Annotated in this window: 10 protein-coding genes; 3 read left to right on the top strand and 7 right to left on the bottom strand. The window is 60.5% G+C overall.

The window, feature by feature from the left end:
* Positions 1 to 247 precede the first annotated feature (247 nt).
* Entirely contained in the window at positions 248 to 2,197 is a 1,950-nt protein-coding gene (locus KIO76_RS23990; protein WP_213326097.1) for an FAD-dependent oxidoreductase, read from the top strand.
* Positions 2,198 to 2,535: 338 nt separating this feature from the next.
* On the opposite strand, the gene iolE is transcribed toward KIO76_RS23990, so the two are convergent.
* The gene (gene iolE / locus KIO76_RS23985) at positions 2,536 to 3,447 is read right to left on the bottom strand and encodes a myo-inosose-2 dehydratase (RefSeq protein WP_213326096.1); all 912 of its coding nucleotides are present in this window, start codon (positions 3,445 to 3,447) and stop codon (positions 2,536 to 2,538) included.
* A 1-nt stretch (position 3,448) separates the two neighbouring features.
* The gene (iolD, locus tag KIO76_RS23980) at positions 3,449 to 5,272 is read right to left on the bottom strand and encodes a 3D-(3,5/4)-trihydroxycyclohexane-1,2-dione acylhydrolase (decyclizing) (protein ID WP_213326095.1); all 1,824 of its coding nucleotides are present in this window, start codon (positions 5,270 to 5,272) and stop codon (positions 3,449 to 3,451) included.
* Between the two features lie 520 nt (positions 5,273 to 5,792).
* Between iolD and iolG the strand changes: the two genes are divergently transcribed.
* Both iolG and KIO76_RS23965 read left to right on the top strand, forming a co-directional pair.
* Positions 5,793 to 6,800, top strand: coding sequence for an inositol 2-dehydrogenase (iolG, locus tag KIO76_RS23970; RefSeq protein ID WP_213326094.1), 1,008 nt, complete (start codon positions 5,793 to 5,795; stop codon positions 6,798 to 6,800).
* A gap of 791 nt (positions 6,801 to 7,591) precedes the next feature.
* Positions 7,592 to 9,037, top strand: coding sequence for an amidohydrolase family protein (locus tag KIO76_RS23965; RefSeq protein WP_349629425.1), 1,446 nt, complete (start codon positions 7,592 to 7,594; stop codon positions 9,035 to 9,037).
* 176 nt (positions 9,038 to 9,213) lie between these two features.
* On the opposite strand, the gene KIO76_RS23960 is transcribed toward KIO76_RS23965, so the two are convergent.
* From KIO76_RS23960 to KIO76_RS23940, 5 genes are all read right to left on the bottom strand, one after another.
* On the bottom strand, positions 9,214 to 12,360 hold the full coding sequence (locus tag KIO76_RS23960) for an efflux RND transporter permease subunit (protein WP_213326092.1): 3,147 nt from the start codon (positions 12,358 to 12,360) through the stop codon (positions 9,214 to 9,216).
* Positions 12,357 to 13,520: an efflux RND transporter periplasmic adaptor subunit gene (locus KIO76_RS23955; RefSeq protein ID WP_249730016.1), complete on the bottom strand. Its 1,164-nt coding sequence runs from the start codon at positions 13,518 to 13,520 to the stop codon at positions 12,357 to 12,359. Before KIO76_RS23955 ends, KIO76_RS23960 begins: the two co-directional genes overlap by 4 nt.
* 898 nt (positions 13,521 to 14,418) lie before the next feature.
* The gene (locus tag KIO76_RS23950) at positions 14,419 to 15,471 is read right to left on the bottom strand and encodes a succinylglutamate desuccinylase/aspartoacylase family protein (RefSeq protein ID WP_213326091.1); all 1,053 of its coding nucleotides are present in this window, start codon (positions 15,469 to 15,471) and stop codon (positions 14,419 to 14,421) included.
* A 596-nt stretch (positions 15,472 to 16,067) separates the two neighbouring features.
* Positions 16,068 to 17,027, bottom strand: a complete 960-nt coding sequence (locus tag KIO76_RS23945) for a tripartite tricarboxylate transporter substrate binding protein (RefSeq protein ID WP_213326090.1) — start codon at positions 17,025 to 17,027, stop codon at positions 16,068 to 16,070.
* A 510-nt stretch (positions 17,028 to 17,537) separates the two neighbouring features.
* The gene (locus KIO76_RS23940) at positions 17,538 to 18,353 is read right to left on the bottom strand and encodes a cyclase family protein (RefSeq protein WP_213326089.1); all 816 of its coding nucleotides are present in this window, start codon (positions 18,351 to 18,353) and stop codon (positions 17,538 to 17,540) included.
* Positions 18,354 to 18,453: the final 100 nt, after the last annotated feature.

Raw genomic sequence — 18,453 nt, 5'->3', positions numbered from 1 at the left:
CGAGCGAGTGCGGCAAGATTGGCCAGAGGGGTTGCGAGCTTTTGATCTCGGGGGAACGATGCCTCCCTCTCGGATACGTTCTCGCTGATCACCTCCGTTTTGAGGCAGAAGACATCTGAAGGTACGCGGGCCGCCCCGTCTCTCTGATCACGGAGAACACGAACTATATTTATCATTTAAATGATTATGAGTATGATCCCGATGCGTGGAGCATAGACCATGTCGGTGCGCAATTCTGGGGGATAAGTTGGCTGGCTATCCGACGCTTTTCAGTGAGATCCGGATTGGCACCCTGACTGTGCCCAACCGCTTCTGTTTCGCGGCCACGAGCTCAGAGTTGGCTGATCTCGACGGCTACGCGACCGAAGCCATGGCTGAGTATTATGCGGTGCGGGCCCACGGCGGATGCGGCCTGCTCGTGGTGGAGGCTACCTATGTGGAAATGGAGGGTCGACGTCTTCCCCACAACGCCATGATGCATCATGACCGGTTCATTCCCGGTATGGCTCGCGTAGCGAGCGCAATTCGCCAGGCAGGCGGAAAGTCGGCGCTGCAACTCAATCACGGAGGGCGCGAGGCGATCACCGCAGTCTCCGGCTCCGTGCCTCTCGGGCCGTCACCCATACCTTCCCCCTTCACCGGTGGGGGACAGGCGACCGCGCCGCGGGAACTCACTATCCACGAGATCAAACGCATCGTGCAGCGTTTCGCCGAAGCGGCTAAGAGAGCCCAGATCGCGGGCTTCGACAGTGTGGAGGTCCATGGGGCGCACGGCTACCTGATCAGCCAGTTCCTTTCCCCCGGCGCCAATCGCCGGCAGGACGAGTATGGACGGGACCAGCGGGGACGCGCGCGCATCGCCTGCGAGATCATCGAGGCTATCAAGAAGAGCTGCGGCAGGGACTACCCCGTTATTCTGCGGATTAACAGCGCCGATCACCATCAGGACGCGACGGAACTGAAAGATGCGGTGGTCACCGCCTCGTGCGCGCGCGAGGCCGGCGTCGATGCGCTGAGCATTTCCGCCGGCATCCACGCATCGCGTCCTTACCGCATCATTCCCGGCATGATGATCGGAACTGGCTGGAACCGGGAGGCGGTAGCGGAGATCCGCAAGAGCGTCGATATTCCGGTGATGGCTACGGGACGGATAACGACACCTGGCCTTGCAGAACAGATTCTCCAAAGCGGGCAAGCCGACATGGTCTGTCTCAGCCGCGCGCTGATTGCCGATCCTGAACTCCCCAACAAATCGCTTGAGCGCCGCGAATCTGAGATCGTCCCTTGTATCGCCTGCAACGAGTGTGTGTCGAGCATCTATCGGCACGAGGGCGTTTCCTGCACCGTGAACCCGCTGGTCACCAAGGAACTTTCGCTGGCGCCCATGCTCACCGCCACGCCGCCCTCCCGCAACGTCGCGGTAATCGGCGCCGGCGCCGCCGGGCTTTCAGCCGCAATAACTGCGGCGCGTAGGGGTCACCGCGTGACACTGTTCGATCAGGCCAGCGCAATCGGTGGGCAGCTCGACCTCGCGCATCGGCCGCCGCAGCGCGAGCCTATTCGAGAACTTCTTGAATACTATCGCCGTGAGGTGCAACGACTTGGGATCGCGCTGCGGCTTGGCGCCTCGCCGACCCGAGAGGAGGTTTTGGATGTCGAGCCTGATGTGCTGATCGTCTCGATCGGCGCCCGGAGCCGAATGCCCGACATACCCGGCATCCACTTGCCGCATGTGCGCACCGGCTGGAAAATCCTCGCTGGGGAGCAGCATGCCGCTGGAGCCTGCGCTGTGCTGGGCGGTGGGCTTGTCGGTGTGGAGACCGCAGACTACCTCGCCCATCTCGGTCACAAGGTTGTGCTGATCGCCCGCAGTCGTATCCTCACCAAGGCCGTGCATGTAGACGCGGTGCATTACAACGACACGCTGCTTGCTCAGAATGTCGAGGTCATCGAGAATTGCAGAGTCGACGAGATCGGGCCCGAATGGGTCCGCGTCAGCCCTGCGGGCCGCCTTACACGCACCATTTCCGGCATCGGCACTGTGGTCATCTGCACCGGCTACCAAGACCGAATGGCTGAGACACAGGAATGGGAGGGCATTGCGCCGAAAACGTATTTCGTGGGTGACGTGAAGGGCGCCGCGAAATTCTTTGACGCCATCCGCGAGGGCACCATGGCAGCGCTCGAGATTGGATGACTGACTACACGCCGCTCCTTATCCTGTGCTTGAGCGTCTCTGAGGGTCGATGGCCGCCGATGAATTTGGGAAGGCCCATGGTTTGAACTTCGCCTGCAACGCGCAAAGAGACATGTGAATAAGTCGCCAGAATTTTCATGTTCCCGACATGGAGTAATTGACTTGATCCCGGCGACGAATGGCTCAAGTGCATCGTAAAGGATACTGATCCCGATCTACCCGAGGTTCCCACGCTTCAGATAAGGGCCCGAAGTCGACATGCTCCCATCCCGCGTCTTACTCAGCTTTAAGGTCATGCACCTTGTCGGACACGCGTCGGGGCTTGTCGGGGACCGCCGTTATCCGTCGATCTTTCCCTTGTCGAGCCCCGCCGCCCTGGCCATCGCCTTCAGGGACGTTAGGCCCATGCGCTGGTAGGATAGAGGGTTGCGGACGTCCGGATCCTGCTCGGCCTCTATGACGAGCCAACCCTGGTAGCCATGCTCCGCGGCGATCGCCAGCACCGCCGGAAAGTCGACACCGCCCTCCATGTCGCCGGGCACGGTGAAGACGCCCCGGCGCACGCCCTCCAAGAAGGATAATCGCTCCTCCCGGACCTGCGCGACGATATCCAGCCGCACATTCTTCGCGTGGATATGGCCGACACGTGCCATGTGCTTTCTGGCAACGCGCTCCGGATTGCCCCCGCCGAACAGGCAATGGCCGGTATCGAGCAGCAACCTCGCGTGCGGCCCCGTATGGGCCATCAGCCGGTCGATCTCATCCTCGCTCTCCACGATAGTGCCCATGTGATGGTGATAGACGAGGGTGATGCCCTGTTCCGCCGCGAAGTGGGCAAGCGCCTCGACACCGGCGCCGAAGGCTGCCCAGTCCCCATCGGCCAGCTCCGGCCTGGCATTGACGGCCTCACCGTCATCCCCGTGGATGGCGTTAGAGGTCTCGCAGACGATGATCACCGTCGAGCCCATCGCCTTCAGCAGATCGAGCGCAGGTTGCATCGCCGCCTTTTCGGCATCGATCGCGTTGGTGAGCAGGTTGAGCGAATGCCAGCCGGAGACATAGCGCAGCTTGCGGGGCTCCAGCACCGCCTTCAGGGCCCCCGGTTCCCGGGGAAACTTGTGCCCTCTCTCGATGCCGTCGAAGCCAATGGCCGCGGCCTCGTCCAGGCACTGGTCGAGGCTGATGTGCGCGCCCAGCGAGCGGTCGTCATCGTTCGACCAGGCGATGGGATTGGTGCCGTAGAGCAGCATGTCAGCGCCTTTCCTTGAGCGCCTTCTCATAGGCAACGCGGGCTTGCATGACGTCTTGCCGCGTCGACACCTCCGGCACCGCCACATCCCACCAGGCGCCGCCAATCTCCGGCGTCGGGTAGGGATCGGTATCGATGACGATCACAGTTGTCGTCATGGCCGCCCGCGCATCGTTCAGCGCAGCCTCGAGATCGGCGATGGAGGAAACCTTGCGGGCATCTGCCCCCATTGCGGCGGCATGGGCGGCGAAGTCGACGCGCATCGGGTTCGCTTGGTTTGTATGGGCGTAGAGATTGTTGAACTCGGCGCCGCCGGTGGCCATTTGCAGGCGGTTGATGCAACCGAAGCCACCGTTGTCGGTGATGACCACGGTGATCTTGAGGCCCATCGCGACCGCCGTCGCGAGTTCAGAATTCATCATCATGTAGGAGCCATCGCCGACCATGACGACGACGTCACGATCCGGCTCGGCCATCTTGATACCAAGCCCGCCGGCAATTTCGTAGCCCATGCAGGAGAAGCCGTACTCCACGTGGTAGGAGAGAGGCTTGCCGGCCTTCCACAGCTGGTGCAATTCACCGGGCATGGTGCCCGCGGCGCAGATGACCACCGTGTTGTCGCGTGCCGCGCGCTGCACGGCACCGATCACCTGCATGTCAGTTGGCACGAGGTTGCCGTCCTGCGGCGCCGCGGTAATGGCGTCCGCCCCGGCGAACCAGGTCCGCTTCAGATCCTCCGTGGGCATGTCGAAGCGAGTGTCGCCGAGCGCCGCGCTGATGAGCTCGAGCCCGATCCGGGCATCGGACACGAGGGGGATGGCCTCGTGTTTGGCGCCGTCGTAAGGCTGCACGTTGAGTGACAGAATGCGCTGTTCCCGGTTGCTGAAGAGCGCCCAGGACCCCGTGGTGAAATCCTGGAAGCGCGTGCCCACGCCAATCACCAGATCCGCTGTCTTGCAGATTGCATTCGCGCTTGAGGCGCCGGTCACGCCGACAGGTCCGAAATTGGCGGGGTGATCCCAGGGCAGCGCCGATTTGCCGGCCTGCGTCTCGACCACCGGAATATTGTGCCGGCTCGCGAAATCCGCCAGTGCCGTGTTGGCGTCAGAGAAATGCACGCCGCCACCAGCGACGATGACGGGATTGTTAGCAGCCTTGATCACCTCGACCGCCCTCTGCAACTCGCTCTCGTCAGGTCGTGGCCGACGCCCGTACCAGGTCTTCTGTTCAAAGAAGCTTAGCGGGTAGTCGTAGGCCTCGGCTTGTGTGTCCTGGCAGAAGGCGAGCGTCACCGGACCGCAATCGGCCGGATCGGTCAAGGTCCGCATGGCGCGCGGCAGGGCCGTCAGCAAGTGCTCGGGCCGGCTTATGCGGTCGAAATAGCGGCTGACAGGCCTGAAGCAGTCGTTAACGGTTGCGAGCCCGTCGCCGAAATCCTCGATCTGCTGCAGAACAGGGTCCGGGCTGCGATTGGCGAAGACGTCCCCCGGAATGAGGAGGACCGGGAGCCGGTTGACATGCGCCAGCGCCGCAGCCGTCACCATATTGGTGGCGCCCGGGCCGATCGAGGACGTCACTGCCATGGCCCGCTTGCGGCGGAGTTGCTTAGCATAAGCTATCGCCGCATGCGCCATGGACTGTTCGTTCTGTCCGCGATAGGTGGGTAACGCCTCCCGCACATCCGCCAGTGCCTCGCCAAGGCCCGCGACATTGCCGTGCCCGAAGATCGCCCACAAGCCCGCGATGAAGCGCTCCCCCTCCTCCGTCATCTGGTTGGCGAGGTAGCGCACCATCGCCTGCGCGGCGGTCAGTCTCACACTGTTCATTGGCCGTTGCTTCCCTGAACTTTCGCACGCTCACGGGTTTTGCCCCATCGTGCAGAACGTGCGGTACCCTCGGGCCATATCCGCGATCGCTTCATCGCCGCCGATCGTGCTCGCAAACCAGCGTCACGCCGCATTGCCAAATATCGTGCGGCCAACGGCAAATCCCTTGACGAGCGGGAAGCGCGCAGGGCGGCGAAGCTTTCCTGCAGCGGTGTCTCAGATGTAGATGATGTAAGTCGCGCATCAAGTAACCTGCGCATTGCTGCAATCTCTTCGGCAATCAGACGGAGACTTCCAAAAGCTTTTCCCGAACACCTTCAGACTTGCGGGCACTCCTCTGTTCCCCTGGGTCTCTCTATTTATGCTTGACACAAATATAAGCAAAGTCTAGCAAAATAGAATAGATTTTGTGTTTTTCTGAGCCTGCCCGACGCTTCCGCGCCCCACCCGCTCTCGGATGAAGGCAGATGGGCACGGAGCCAGCCAGTATCGATCCGCCGCACCATCCCGAGAGGTCATCATGGTCACGAAACTGGCGCTTCTCGGCGCAGGTCGGATCGGCAAGGTCCACGCACGCGCGATCGCCGAGGACAAGCGCGCGCAACTTGTGGCCGTTGCCGACGTCATGCCGGACGCTGCCCGGGGCATAGCTGACAGCACCGGCTGCGCCGTCAGCACGATCGATGCAATCGAGGCGGACAAGACCATCGACGCGGTTATTATTTGCACACCAACGAATACCCATGCAGATCTGATCGAACGCTTCGCCAAGGCCGGCAAGGCGATCTTCTGCGAAAAGCCGATCGACCTCGATATCAACCGGGCGAAAGCCTGCCTGGAGACTGTACGCAGTACCGGCTCGCAGGTCATGCTCGGCTTCAACCGCCGTTTCGATCCGCATTTCCGCGCCGTCCGAAAAGCGATCGATGATGGCACCATTGGAGAAGTGGAGATGGTTACGATTACCAGTCGTGATCCAGGCCCACCGCCGCTTGAATACGTCAAGGTATCCGGCGGTATTTTCCGTGACATGACGATCCACGACTTCGACATGGCGCGATTTCTGCTCGGTGAGGACGTTCATTCCGTCATAGCCTCCGCCGCAGCTCTGATCGATCCAAGAATAGGCGAACTCGGTGATTACGATAGCGCGAGCCTGATCTTGACCACGTCAAGCGGCAAGCAGGCGATCATTTCGAATTCCCGCCGGGCGACCTATGGCTACGATCAGCGTGTCGAGGTGCACGGGTCCCTCGGCTCCGCCGCCGCGGAGAACCAACGTCCGATCTCGATCGAGATCGCCACCGCGGAAGGCTACACGCGCCCGCCGCTCCACGACTTCTTCATGACGCGCTATTCGGCGGCCTATGCCGCGGAGATCGCCGCTTTCATCGACAGCATTGCCAGTGGCGCCCCGCCCTCACCGTCCGTCGAGGACGGCGTCCGCGCGCTGGCTGTCGCCGACGCCGCATTGCTTTCGGCGCAAAGCGGCAAGGCAGTCATCGTCAACCCCACCGACCTAATCTGAACTTACGTCGGGAGAGGTCGACGCTCACTCAACGCGATGACGCGAAAGGGGCCGGGCGGCAAGACGATGTCGCCCGGCCCGTTGGCGGCGCCGAGTTCCTGAGGGTCGCCGCGAGCTTGCAGGCAGGAAGGTTGTCTTCTCCGACATCAATTTCCTGCTGGGCCTTCATTCCGTGAGTCGTTAGATTTATTTTCGGCGGAGCTTCTATCATCTTGTCCGTCGATACCGGTATATTTGAAATGACCGCAAAACTTATAACTGAAGATATAAATGTTGAGTATTTCTTCAAGATTATTGAATAGAAGTGAAGCAATGATTTAAAAATGGATGATAATCTCATGGCTCACCTCAATCGCTTTCGTCTGTCGAGTTCTCTGCGGGGATCGGATTCCGCTTCCTGAGAGTCCTCATTAGCGGAGCTTCTATCACCTTCTCCGTCGCACTCCCCTCCTCGAGGGTCGACCTTTCTTTAGTCTCCTTTGAGTCACGGGGTCCAAGTCCTAAACGTGAGAAGAGACCAGTGAAAAATGTTTAGCTGTCGATTTTGCAGCTCTGCGAGTCCGCTCCGCTTCCCTTACCGAGGCCCCCAATGCGGCTGACGCACCGCCGATAATCCGCTGACAAATCCGCCTCCGACGGCACCTAGAACTTCAGCCGGATCGCACTGGCTCCAGCTTGACAATGGAATTACTTTGAACCTAAAATAATTCATATCGACTACCGCGCGTCGGCCAGAAATTAAAAAAGATAACGGCACTTCACAGCAGCGTGATCGCAGAGAGGAAGCGTCCATGTTTTGCGCCTGTGGGATACATCGTCGCGGGTTGTTCAAAGCCGCGGCGGGAGCGTTCGCCGCGACAATGGCAACTCCGTTGCTTTCCCTAGCACAATCCTCTGCGCCGCGCTTAGGGAGCGGCACGGATCTGCCTCGGCGGGGGGACATCCTGCTACGGGGCGGACAGGTGCTGACAATGGACGATGCGCTCGGCGACTTTTCTGTCGGCGACGTCCATATCCGTGACGGAGCGATCGTGGCCGTCGGTGAAAAGCTCTCCGCGCCTGGGGCCGAGATCGTCGACGCGACATCGATGATCGTAATGCCCGGCTTCGTCGATACCCATTGGCATCTATGGTCGACGGCTTTGCGGATGATCGTGCGCGCGGACGATCCGAGGGACGGCTATTTCCCGACCACGATCCGCGTCGGAAAATATTACACGCCGGACGACTCTTACATCAACGTCCGCTTTGGACTTGCCGAGGGCCTTTTATCCGGCATTACGACCGTCCATAACTGGTGCCACAATACGGTATCTCCCGAGCACGCCGACGCCGAGCTTCAGGCGATGCGGGACACCGGCATTCGCGGCCGTTACTCCTATGGTGCCGCGCAAGGCTATCCGACCGACAAACAGATGGATCTGCCCGATCTCGCGCGGGTTCAGAGGCAGTGGACGTCAGACGACAGCATGCTCAGTGTTGGGGCGTGCCTGCGAACGCCAGCGTTCGACAATACAAGGGGCGCGATTTCGCTCGACATGTTTCGCACAGAGCTTGAGGCCGTCGCGAAACTGGGATTGCAAGCCACCATTCACTGCGGGCCGAAAAATCTCATCGATCTCCTCGGCAAAAACAAGCTGCTTGGGCCAGGTCTGTTGCTCGTTCACCCGCAGGGCATGACCGCTGACGAGTTGAAAATGATTGGCGAGACCAAGTCTCCGTGGAGCGCCTCGCCGGTGATTGAAATGTCCTATTCGTTTGTGCGGAGTGGCAGGACGCAATATGCCGAAGTCAAGGCGCTGGACGTGCCATTCGGGCTTTCGATTGATGCGTCGGCGGCGACGAACACCGATTATTTCAACGTCATGCGCGCGCTGATGTGGTCGGACTGGCAGCGCACGGGCGCACCGGTGCGCGTCAAGCCGCGCGAACTCGTCAGCGTCGCGACAATCGGTGGTGCAAGGGTTATGGGGCTCGGTGACAAGATCGGTTCGCTGACGCCTGGGAAACGCGCCGATCTGATTATGATACGTGCGTCGGATATAAATCTGGCTCCTGTGAAGGATCCCTACCACGCCATGGTATTCCACGGGCTGCCGTCAAACGTGGATACGGTTATGGTAGACGGGCGCATCCTCGTGCGGAGCGGTGCCCACACCGCAGTCGATCTGACCAAAATTGTGCGCGAAGCGACTGAGTCGGCGCGGGGCATCGACGAGCGGGCGCGCCGGGGTTAACGGCCGAGCGCTGCGCGGTTGTTCACGTCTCGATAAAGGCGAGCATGAGGTTTTCTGCGCGGTCAGGTTACCCCGTCCGTGACGGGATGTGGAACCGGGCAATGATCCTCGCTGTGTGCGTCGTCGCATTCCGGCTGAAATGATGAGCTATGCGATCGAGCTCTATTCCCACCGTTTCAGCTCGCGGGATTTGCATCCTTGGCTTTGGTCTTGCCTGCGTGAATTCGACCAATTCTGCTCCACACTGCTTCGACCAGGACGTAAAGCACCGGTATGAGCAAGAGGCCAATGATCGTACCCAAAGTAAGGCCGCCGAAAACCGTCATGCCAATCGCGCGTCTGCTCGCGGCGCCTGCGCCGGTTGCGATAATGAGGGGGATGACGCCAAGGATTGAAGCCGCCGCTGTCATCAGAACAGGCCGAAACCGCTCAGACGTGGCGGCCTGCGCCGCTTCCGCGTGGGTCATTCCGCGCTCGTGGCGCTCTTTCGCAAATTCGACGATGAGGATGGCATTTTTGGCCGCGAGGCCGAGCACCAGCAGGAGTCCAATCTGTGCGTAAATGTTCAGGTCGATCCGCCCGATGAGAAGAGCCGCCAATGCCCCAATCGCTGCCACCGTCACTGACAGCATCACCGCGAGCGGGATCGACCAGCTTTCATATTGGCCGACCAAGAACAGATAGGTGAACAGCAGTCCCATCGCCAAAAGTAACGCGGTCTGATTGCCAGCTTCCGTCTCCTGTAGAGCCAAGCCGGTCCATTCGAATCCGAAGCCCGATGGAAGCACTGAGGCGGCAAGCGCCTCCATGCGGTCTAGCGCCTGACCGGTGCTCGCACCGCCCGCAGCCTGGCCGTTTATGGCCGCCGAGGGGAAGAGGTTGTATCGGTTGATGGCGCTGGGGCCATAGGTTGTCGAAATCGAAAGAAGGGCCTGAAGCGGAACCATCGCTCCGTTCTCACTCCGAACCCGTAGTCTTTGAATATCCTCAACGCGGCTCCTAAATCGCGGTTCGTCCTGCAGCCTCACCTGATAGATGCGTGAGAAAATATTGAAGTCGTCGACATAGCTTGAGCCGAGATGCGCCTGCAGCGTCGCGAAGATCGTTGCCGGCGAGACCCGCAAGAGCTCCGCCCGGCTACGGTCGATGTTGAGGAAGAGCCGGGGAACATCCGCCGAGAATGTGCTGAAAACGCCTGTGAGCCCCGGCGTCTGGTTTGCTTTTACCACCAGGGCGCGCATCACCTCGGCCAGTTCCTCCTGGCTTTGGCCGTCGCGAGCTTGAAGGCGCATGTCGAAGCCGCCGGTGGTGCCAAGCCCGGGCACAGCGGGAGGGTTGAACACGGCGATCGAGGCGGTCGAAATCCGAGCAAACTCCCCACGCAGTCGGCCCATGATAGCGTCGACGCTTTGATCCGCGCCACGCTCGCTCCAAGGCTCAAGTGCGGCGATCAACATGCCCATATTCGAACCGCTGCCACCGACAAGGCTGCTACCGGCAATGCCGATCGCATTCGCCACGCCCGGCGTGCGCCGAAGGACGGAGGCAACCTGCGCGAGCGTTTCGCTGGTCCGTTCCAAGGATGCCGCGTTCGGAAGCTGGACGTTCACGAAAACGAAGCCTTGGTCTTCCGGCGGCACGAAGCCCGTCGGCAGAACGCGGTAGAGCCCGTAAAGGCCGGCGAAGACCGCAGCGACGAAGATCGCGACGAATAGAAGTCTTCGGGCGAATCCAGACACCGTGTCGCGATAGAGGGCGCGGGCGCGGTCGAGGCCGCGATTAAAGCGGCCAAGCACTCCGCGGGTCCTGGGCGGCTTCGGAGCGCCGAGCATCGCGACGCATAACGCGGGACTGAGCGTCAGGGCGTTGATGGTCGAAAATGTGATCGTGACGAGAATGGTCGTGGCAAACTGCTGGTAGAGGCGGCCGGTGATACCCGGCAGGAAGATGACGGGAACGAACAGCGCCGCGAGCACAAGCGTAGTGGCGATGATCGGGCTGGTAACCTGGCTCATCGTGCGGATCGTCGCCTCCCGCACGTCGAGCCCTTCGTCGCGCATCAGACGTTGCACGTTCTCCAGCACGATGATGGCATCGTCCACCACAAGACTGATCGCCAGCACCATGGCGAAGAGCGTAATCGTGTTGGCCGAATAGCCGAGCAAATAAAGCACCGCGAAGCCGCCGACGAGGGAGACCGGGATCGTGAAGGTGGGAATGAGCGTGGCGCGCCAATCCTGGAGGAACAGATACGTGACCGCAACGACGAGTACGAAGGTGATCGCAAGGGTAATCAGGATCTCTCGGATCGTCTCGGTGAGAAAGCTCGTCGTGTCGAAGACGAGCGTGTAGGCGACGTCATCGGGGAAACGCGCGGAAAGCGTCTGCAACTGCGCGCGCACAGCATTGGCGACAGTCAGCGCATTGGCATCGGGCGACTGATAGATCATGACGGTGGCGCTCGGCCGGCCGTTGAGAGTCGAGGTCGTGTCGAAAGATTGCGCGCCGAGCTCGACGCGCGCGACGTCGCGTAGACGAACAATGGCGCCGTCCCGGTTCGTGCGGATGACGATGTTGGCAAACTCGGCGGCGCTGGCGAGGCGGCCCAGCGCCGTCACCGTGAGCTGCATCTGTTGGCCAGGAACCGACGGGGCCGAGCCGATCGATCCGGCGGAGGCCTGAGCGTTCTGCGATTGAATGGCGGCCGTAAGATCTGCGGCCGTTATGCTGAGCGCCTGCATACGGTCCGGATCCATCCAGATTCGCATGCTGTAGAGCGGACCGAACACGCTCGCCTCGCCTACTCCGGCAATGCGGGCTAGCGCGTCACGAACATTGATCGTGGCATAGTTGCTGAGGAACAGGCTATCCCGGCTTCCCTTGGGAGAATACAGCGAGATGCCCATGAGCATGCTGGAGGACCGGGTGCGGACGGCCACCCCCGTCTGCGTGACGGCCGCCGGCAGCCGCGCGGCCGCCATCGCGACGCGGTTCTGCACGTTGACCTGCGCAATCGCCGGGTCGGTTCCCACAGCAAAGGTGACAGTTAGCGTATAGGTGCCGTTGTCTGTACTGGAGGAGGACATGTAGATCATGTCCTCGACACCGTTGACCTGATCCTCGATCGGTGCGCCGACGCTGTCGGTCATGACCGCGGCGCTGGCACCCGGGTAGCTCGCAGTGACCTGCACCTCCGGCGGGGTGATCTGCGGGAACTGCGCAACCGGAATGCGCGAGAGCGCCAGAGCGCCGGCGATCGTCATGACAAGCGCAACGACGATGGCAAGCCGCGGCCGGTCGATGAAGGGCCCTGAAAGGTTCATTGCGCCGGTCCGGATTCGCCGCGACCGCTCTGTGTCGTCTCCTGATCGACCGGTATGGCTTTGACGATCGCGCCGGGCGCTGCGTTCTGCAGCCCTTCCACGATGACCTTGTCCCCCTCGCTCAACCCGTCATCGACGACCCACTTCCCCTCGAGTTGCCGGGAGACGCGAATGCGCCGCATCGCCACGTGGTTGCCGTCATCGACCACGAGGGCGAACTTGCCCTCCCGATCCTGCTGGACGGCTCCGAGCGGCACGACCGGGCGCTGGAGGGGTTCGGTCTCTCTGACGACGACCGTCACGAACTGGCCAGGCACGAGCAGGGATTGTGGGTTGGCGAATTGCGCGCGTATGGCGAGAGTGCCAGTCTGCGGGTCGACCTCGTTGTTGAAGAAATCGACGTGCCCGGGCAGGTCGTAGTCACTTGCGTTGGACAACCGAAGCCGCACTGAAAAACGCTTGCCGAGCTGCTCCTTGCTGAGCCCGTCCGTCTTCTCGCGCAGATCGAGGAGCGTCCGATCGCTGACCGAGAAGACAACGCGGATGGGATCCGTCTGCACGACGCGCGCGAGCGCACCCGACGACGGTCCCACAAGGCTCCCTTCCGAAAATGCGCTTACGCCGATCCTGCCGTTCAGCGGAGACCGGATGGTCGTATAGCTGAGGTTCAGTTCAGCCTGCCTGACCCGCGCTTCTTGAGACATAACGTTCGCCCGTGCGGTGTCGAAGGCCGTTTCGCTGAGCTCCAACGCGCTCTGTGCGACTGCTTGGCGGCCGATCAGCGTGCGGTTGCGCTGCAATTGCCGTTCGGCATCGAGCCGAGCGGCTTCGGCCGTCTGAAGGGCCGCCCGGGCCTCGCTGAGGGCAATCTCATAGGCGTCGGCCTCGATCGTGTAGAGTTCCTGTCCCTTCGTGACGACACCGCCTTCCGTGAATTGGCGCGCGCGCACGAAGCCGCTGACACGCGACAGGATATCAACGGCGTTGATTGCTTCGATACGCCCGATCAGTTCGGTGGTTGGTGCGACGTCCCTGGCATGGACTGACGCAACGCCGACCATTGGGGCGTCGGACGGCGGCTCCGCATGAGCTGAATTGACCAGGGCAGGTGTGCCGAACAGCGCCGCCATGATCAGAATGCGGGAAACGGCATGTTTCATCGCAGCTCCTGCGCCGCTGGTTTCGTGAGAACGGTCGTCAATGCGCATCACCATGGCCACAAACGAGGCAGGTCCAGGGTGGACAAGACGACAGGAAAGAACCTTTCGGCAGGGCATGCCCAAACCTCTTCGGCGTTGACGAGGAGGTGGAGGAATCAGGACCTCTAGGGATAGGGGCGACAAACTTATCGAGCGATCTGCAAACTGTTGTACGATACTCGATCTGTACATTTTGCGGGCCTTCATCGACATCAGACACACATTGCCGATCTGGTTGCCGCCACTTTCGCGCGAAGCGGGATGTAATGGAAGCGAGAGTGGAGTTTTTTGTTCGCTGATGATTGCGGATCGATGTGGAGCGTCGTCCCGCGACGGGCGAGCCAGCTGGAGCCCCTCTCGGCTGAGAACATGCCTGCGTCCACCGAGCATCCATTCGAGAGTTGCATAGATTTCGCGGCCCTCGGGAGCTGCAGCTTTACCATTGCTTCCCAAAACGGGACGCAAGCGCACCGCAGTTGCAGCCAGCACGTCGTATTACCAAGTATCCGAGGCGTCGCCACGGCGCTCTGCCCGGGCCTATTCTCAGAAGCGCATGACTTCCATGCGCGCAGGCCCCGCGCCGCCGCAGCATCTGGGAAGGACGGATGGCTTCGCGGCGGAACTCAGAGCATGGTTCTGCACGCTTTCAAAGAGCCCGAGGGTGGCGGCATTTTGAACGTCACAATCCTCCGCGCGCCGCGACAGTCTTCCGCCTCGGAAGCGCACCGGGCAACCCGTCTCTTGCGCCGTCGAGCCAGCGTAGCGCCCATGCGGGCCGGGGGCGCATGGGAGACCCTTCTTGAGACGCTGCTTCCCCATCGAACGCGCCCGTCACATGTCGTGGATCGCGCCGATCGCATCACCGCTCCGCGAGCAGGACCTCCCGATCTATCGGGCGGCCAATGAGCGCCAAGCTCTGCCCCTTCTCGACAGGCGGAAGCGTCTTGAGACCCATGAGATAGCCGGTCATCGGTGACGTCACATCCACCGGCGGCAGCGTCGGGTCATCTGGCGACCAGATGCGGCCCACGGGCTCGCCTTCCACCACCGGGTTGCCGGGATCGATCAAGACTTCGAACAGCCCGGAGGCTGGCGCGACAATAGCATCATGGAGACCGCTGCCGACATCGCCTACGTGGCCGTCGTCGAACCGACAGTCGACAATTGTCGCCGGCGGCAGGCCAAGAGAGGCACGGGTCACTACTTTCCCCTCGAGGGCCCCGACATGTCTGAGGACATTCGTGAGCCCGCTCCAGGCAAGATCTTGCACGGCCACGGGAATGCGAGTGCTGCCGCCAAGCTCGGTGGTGACGACGATCTTGCCTTGGCGCTCGGCCTCATTGGGGAGGTAATTCCCGTGCGAGGTGTAGAGAAAGTGGAAGTCCGAGTTCCAGGCCTCCATCGCCTCGACCATCGACTTGCGTTGCGCCGGATTCTTAGGGACGCACATGTGCGAGCATGGCGTGATCCACCCCGTGCTGCCGGCAGAGTGCATATCGACGACAACGTCAGCCGCTGGAAAAAGTACGCTAGAGAAGAAGTGGGCGAGCCGCTCAATCTGCGAGCCGTCCGGATTGCCGGGGAAGGACCGGTTGAAATTCTCGCCGGTTGGCCAGAACCGGGAATTCAGTCGGGAAGCCGCTGTCGAGATGACCGGGACGACGATGATCCGGCCGGAGACCTGCGCCGGCGCAATGTCACGGATGAGCCGGAGCGCGGCGAGCTGACCTTCGTACTCATTGCCGTGATTGCCGCCGGAGACGAGCACCGTGGGGCCCGGGCCGTTGGCGAGCGAGGCGATCGGCACCAGCGTGTCCTCGCCCCCCGTGCTGGTATCGGCCGGTAGCCGAATATGGCCCACCTGACGACCACTCCGGCCAAGATCAATACTGCACTCCACGACACGGCTCATAGACCACCCCCTGCGCGCGACGTTCAATATCGTATACGATTATACGATTTAACATCACGGTCAATCGTCTGTGGCCGTTTCGCCGTTTGCGAAAGCAGTTTGCTAACCCGGCGCCACCGTCTCGCGCTCGATCTGGCGTTTGCTTCTGCCCTCAGCCCGGCCTTTTTGCGTAATGTTTTGCAGGCATCGGAATTGAGCCGAGTATTGACGGCTGATGAGCGGGCAGCCCACCTGGGCTTGTAAGCGCAGCAACGTGAATTGCGCCATTGACGGATATTTGCCAATGGCGCATAGGAGATCTATGGGCAACGCGCCGTACACTTCGCCGAACTTCGCCGGTTCATCCGGGACTGCGCTGATGCTGGCGTGGCTGAGGAAGAAAAAGTCGCCATCATCGACGGCGTTGCTGCCGCTCCGATATTGCGCTTGGGGGTGCGTACGAGAAATTACTAAAAGGTCACCGTGAACTTGCCCGTCTCTGCACCGTAGTAGACGGATGGCATTTCCTGCTAAGGCGCTTCTGCGATGTCCTGACTCGCTTTAATGCAAAACGGCTCGGAAAAGGGACTTCATGGGGCGACGTCCTACGCAGATACCTACTTACTGTAGTATTTCTTGAATTTAGCTGCGTCGCTCAGGATAAAGTCGGTCAGCCCCTGCGGGCCGAGGTTATGCGGTTTGGCCTCGAACTTGGCGGCCACGGCGGCAAATTCCTCCGTATTCACCGCTTCATCAAGAGCGCCCGACAGACAGGCTGTCAACTCCGGACTGAGGCCCGCCGGTGCAGCGTAGTAAACGTAGTAGTCAGCACCCGGAATGTCGTAGCCCAACTCAGTAGTGGAAGGCGCATAGTCGGCGAAGGCGGCTCGCGTTGCACCCAGCGTGAATATCTGACGCATTTGGCCAGATCTCAGATACTCGATGTGAGTTGTTCCGGAAATGGCCATGTCGGTGTGCCCCCCCAGGACCATCATCACAGCATCAGCCGCCCCGGTTGCTGGTACGATGACCATATTGATGCCCTCAGCTTTCGAGATCTGATCTGCGAAGAACTGGTGATCGGCACCTGCCGTTGACACGGTTAGCCGGCCTTTCTTCTTGGCATAAGCAACCATCTCTTTCCAGTTGGTGAACGGCGCCGTGCTCAGTGACGCAAAGCCTGTGTCGAGCTTCTGCGCTGTGCCCAAATAGGTAAAATCTTCCGGCTTATAGGGGTTGTTGGGCTGCGTAATTGGGACTGAGGTGACCGCGCTCGGCCCCGCCGAAACGCCTATGGTATGGCCGTCGGCCGGCGCTCTAGCGAGTTCAGCAAACATGACGCCGCTACCGGCGCCGCCCTTGTTGAGCACGACCACAGTCCATCCCTGCTGCTTCTTGATGATCGTGGAAAGCGCTCTCGTAAGCTGGTCACTCAGGCCACCCGGCGTATACCCCACCCACATTTGGACGGGCTTACTCGGGAACCCTGCCGGGCATTGGGCAGCATAAGCGGCCTCTGCGAGACAGAACGCGACAATGCTAGAGCCTAAGATTGCGACGCACTTCTTGGTGTCCATGTTTCCTCCCGAAAGTTACTTTTGTAGGCCTGCGCTAAAGCAATGAATCTGGTACGTTTTTTGTTTACCCCCATCTTCTCCTGCTTTTCCAGGCCCTCCTAAAGTGTAAGAGGGTGCAAGATGATCAATCGTGGATCGCGCCCATTTCACGTGGCGAAATAGGAATGCATCACACACGGTCAACCGTTCAATACAAGGGCTTTGGAACAGGCGTGCGAACATATGCTCGCGCCAATGAATAGCAGCGGGTCGCTATGCCGGAGACCAACGTATTTCTCAGCTTACCAAGCTGTCACTGCTCGCGAATCAACTATAGTCAACGGGTCGGAAATTTTGTCTAGAAGGTTAGAGGCCGTGTTGTTGCGTGTCACGCAACAGAAATTTTATAGTCGGCAATTATTTGGATAGTTTCGATCATGCCGATTTCATGCAGCGGGATCAATATCTTGGGCCTATGGGCGTTAATTCCGAGTAGAAGGGCTTCGCGGTCGTTCAGCGACTGATCTCGAGTCAGATTATGGCAAACGGACGTAGAGGCGCGCCCGTTGCGCCTACGATCTTGAGCGGCGCAGCTGCGAAAATGAATTCGTATATGGCTCGTTCTGCAAGCTCCTCGAGATCAAGGACCTCAATGATATAGATGCCGCGCTTCACCAAAAACTCCACATGGGCCGGCATGCCGTTGCTGGGCATCTTGTCCCAGGCCAGGGTGTCCGCTCCCGTCGCGAATATCTTCTGCTCGCCCAGCCACACTGCACTTTCTCGGCCAGGCCCGGGTGCCCCACCACGGCCTCCGATATAGGTGGGGATATCATGCCAGGTTTTTGTCCAGCCTGTTCGGATGCAAACGCAGTCACCGGCCTTGATGCTGATGCCTTGGCTATGAGCGGTGCCCTGAATATCAGAAAGTGTAATTTCCCGGTCAGCAGGGAGGTGCTCCACACCTAGATAGCCAGCAACATCAAGCAGGACGCCGCGACATACGAAAGGTCTGATGGTTTCCGCGCCGAATTGGGTAAAGCCGTCTCGACGGGTCGATATTGTGTGAGGATCGACCCCGCCATGGATCAATCCACAGTGACCAATATGGCCTAGGCCATCAATATGCGTGCCGACGTGCGTGCCCATTGTGAAGACGTCACTGGCCACTGAAACATCGCCTGGCCGGGCCGCGTCACCATGCTGGCTAGCGAGCCGCCCCATAAAGGGCGTATGCATCACATGGCTCGGTGTGTCCCAAGCTAGCGGCCTGGCCAAATCGATGATTGATCCAGTTTTTACAATCGCAGCGAAGTCATCCAACCAGTCAGCGCGTGTTTGGCTCATGCATCGTCTCCTCGCCAACTCAAGTCCGGCCGTCCAACTTTATCCTGCGAGCATCTATCGATACTGGGAGGACACCGAACAAGTCATCATGGGGAACCCT

Source organism: Chelatococcus sp. YT9 (assembly GCF_018398315.1).
Classification (GTDB): domain Bacteria; phylum Pseudomonadota; class Alphaproteobacteria; order Rhizobiales; family Beijerinckiaceae; genus Chelatococcus.
Note: the sequence above shows the minus strand (reverse complement) of the source record. Positions and strands in the feature narration are given on the sequence as shown.

Bases quoted from the DNA above. Each gene is read 5' to 3' on its own strand.
- iolD (WP_213326095.1), bottom strand. From the start codon at position 5,272: ATGAACAGTGTGAGACTGACCGCCGCGCAGGCGATGGTGCGCTACCTC.
- iolE (WP_213326096.1), bottom strand. From the start codon at position 3,447: ATGCTGCTCTACGGCACCAATCCCATCGCCTGGTCGAACGATGACGAC.
- KIO76_RS23965 (WP_349629425.1), top strand. From the start codon at position 7,592: ATGTTTTGCGCCTGTGGGATACATCGTCGCGGGTTGTTCAAAGCCGCG.
- iolG (WP_213326094.1), top strand. From the start codon at position 5,793: ATGGTCACGAAACTGGCGCTTCTCGGCGCAGGTCGGATCGGCAAGGTC.
- KIO76_RS23950 (WP_213326091.1), bottom strand. From the start codon at position 15,471: ATGAGCCGTGTCGTGGAGTGCAGTATTGATCTTGGCCGGAGTGGTCGT.
- KIO76_RS23945 (WP_213326090.1), bottom strand. From the start codon at position 17,027: ATGGACACCAAGAAGTGCGTCGCAATCTTAGGCTCTAGCATTGTCGCG.
- KIO76_RS23955 (WP_249730016.1), bottom strand. From the start codon at position 13,520: ATGAAACATGCCGTTTCCCGCATTCTGATCATGGCGGCGCTGTTCGGC.
- KIO76_RS23940 (WP_213326089.1), bottom strand. From the start codon at position 18,353: ATGAGCCAAACACGCGCTGACTGGTTGGATGACTTCGCTGCGATTGTA.
- KIO76_RS23960 (WP_213326092.1), bottom strand. From the start codon at position 12,360: ATGAACCTTTCAGGGCCCTTCATCGACCGGCCGCGGCTTGCCATCGTC.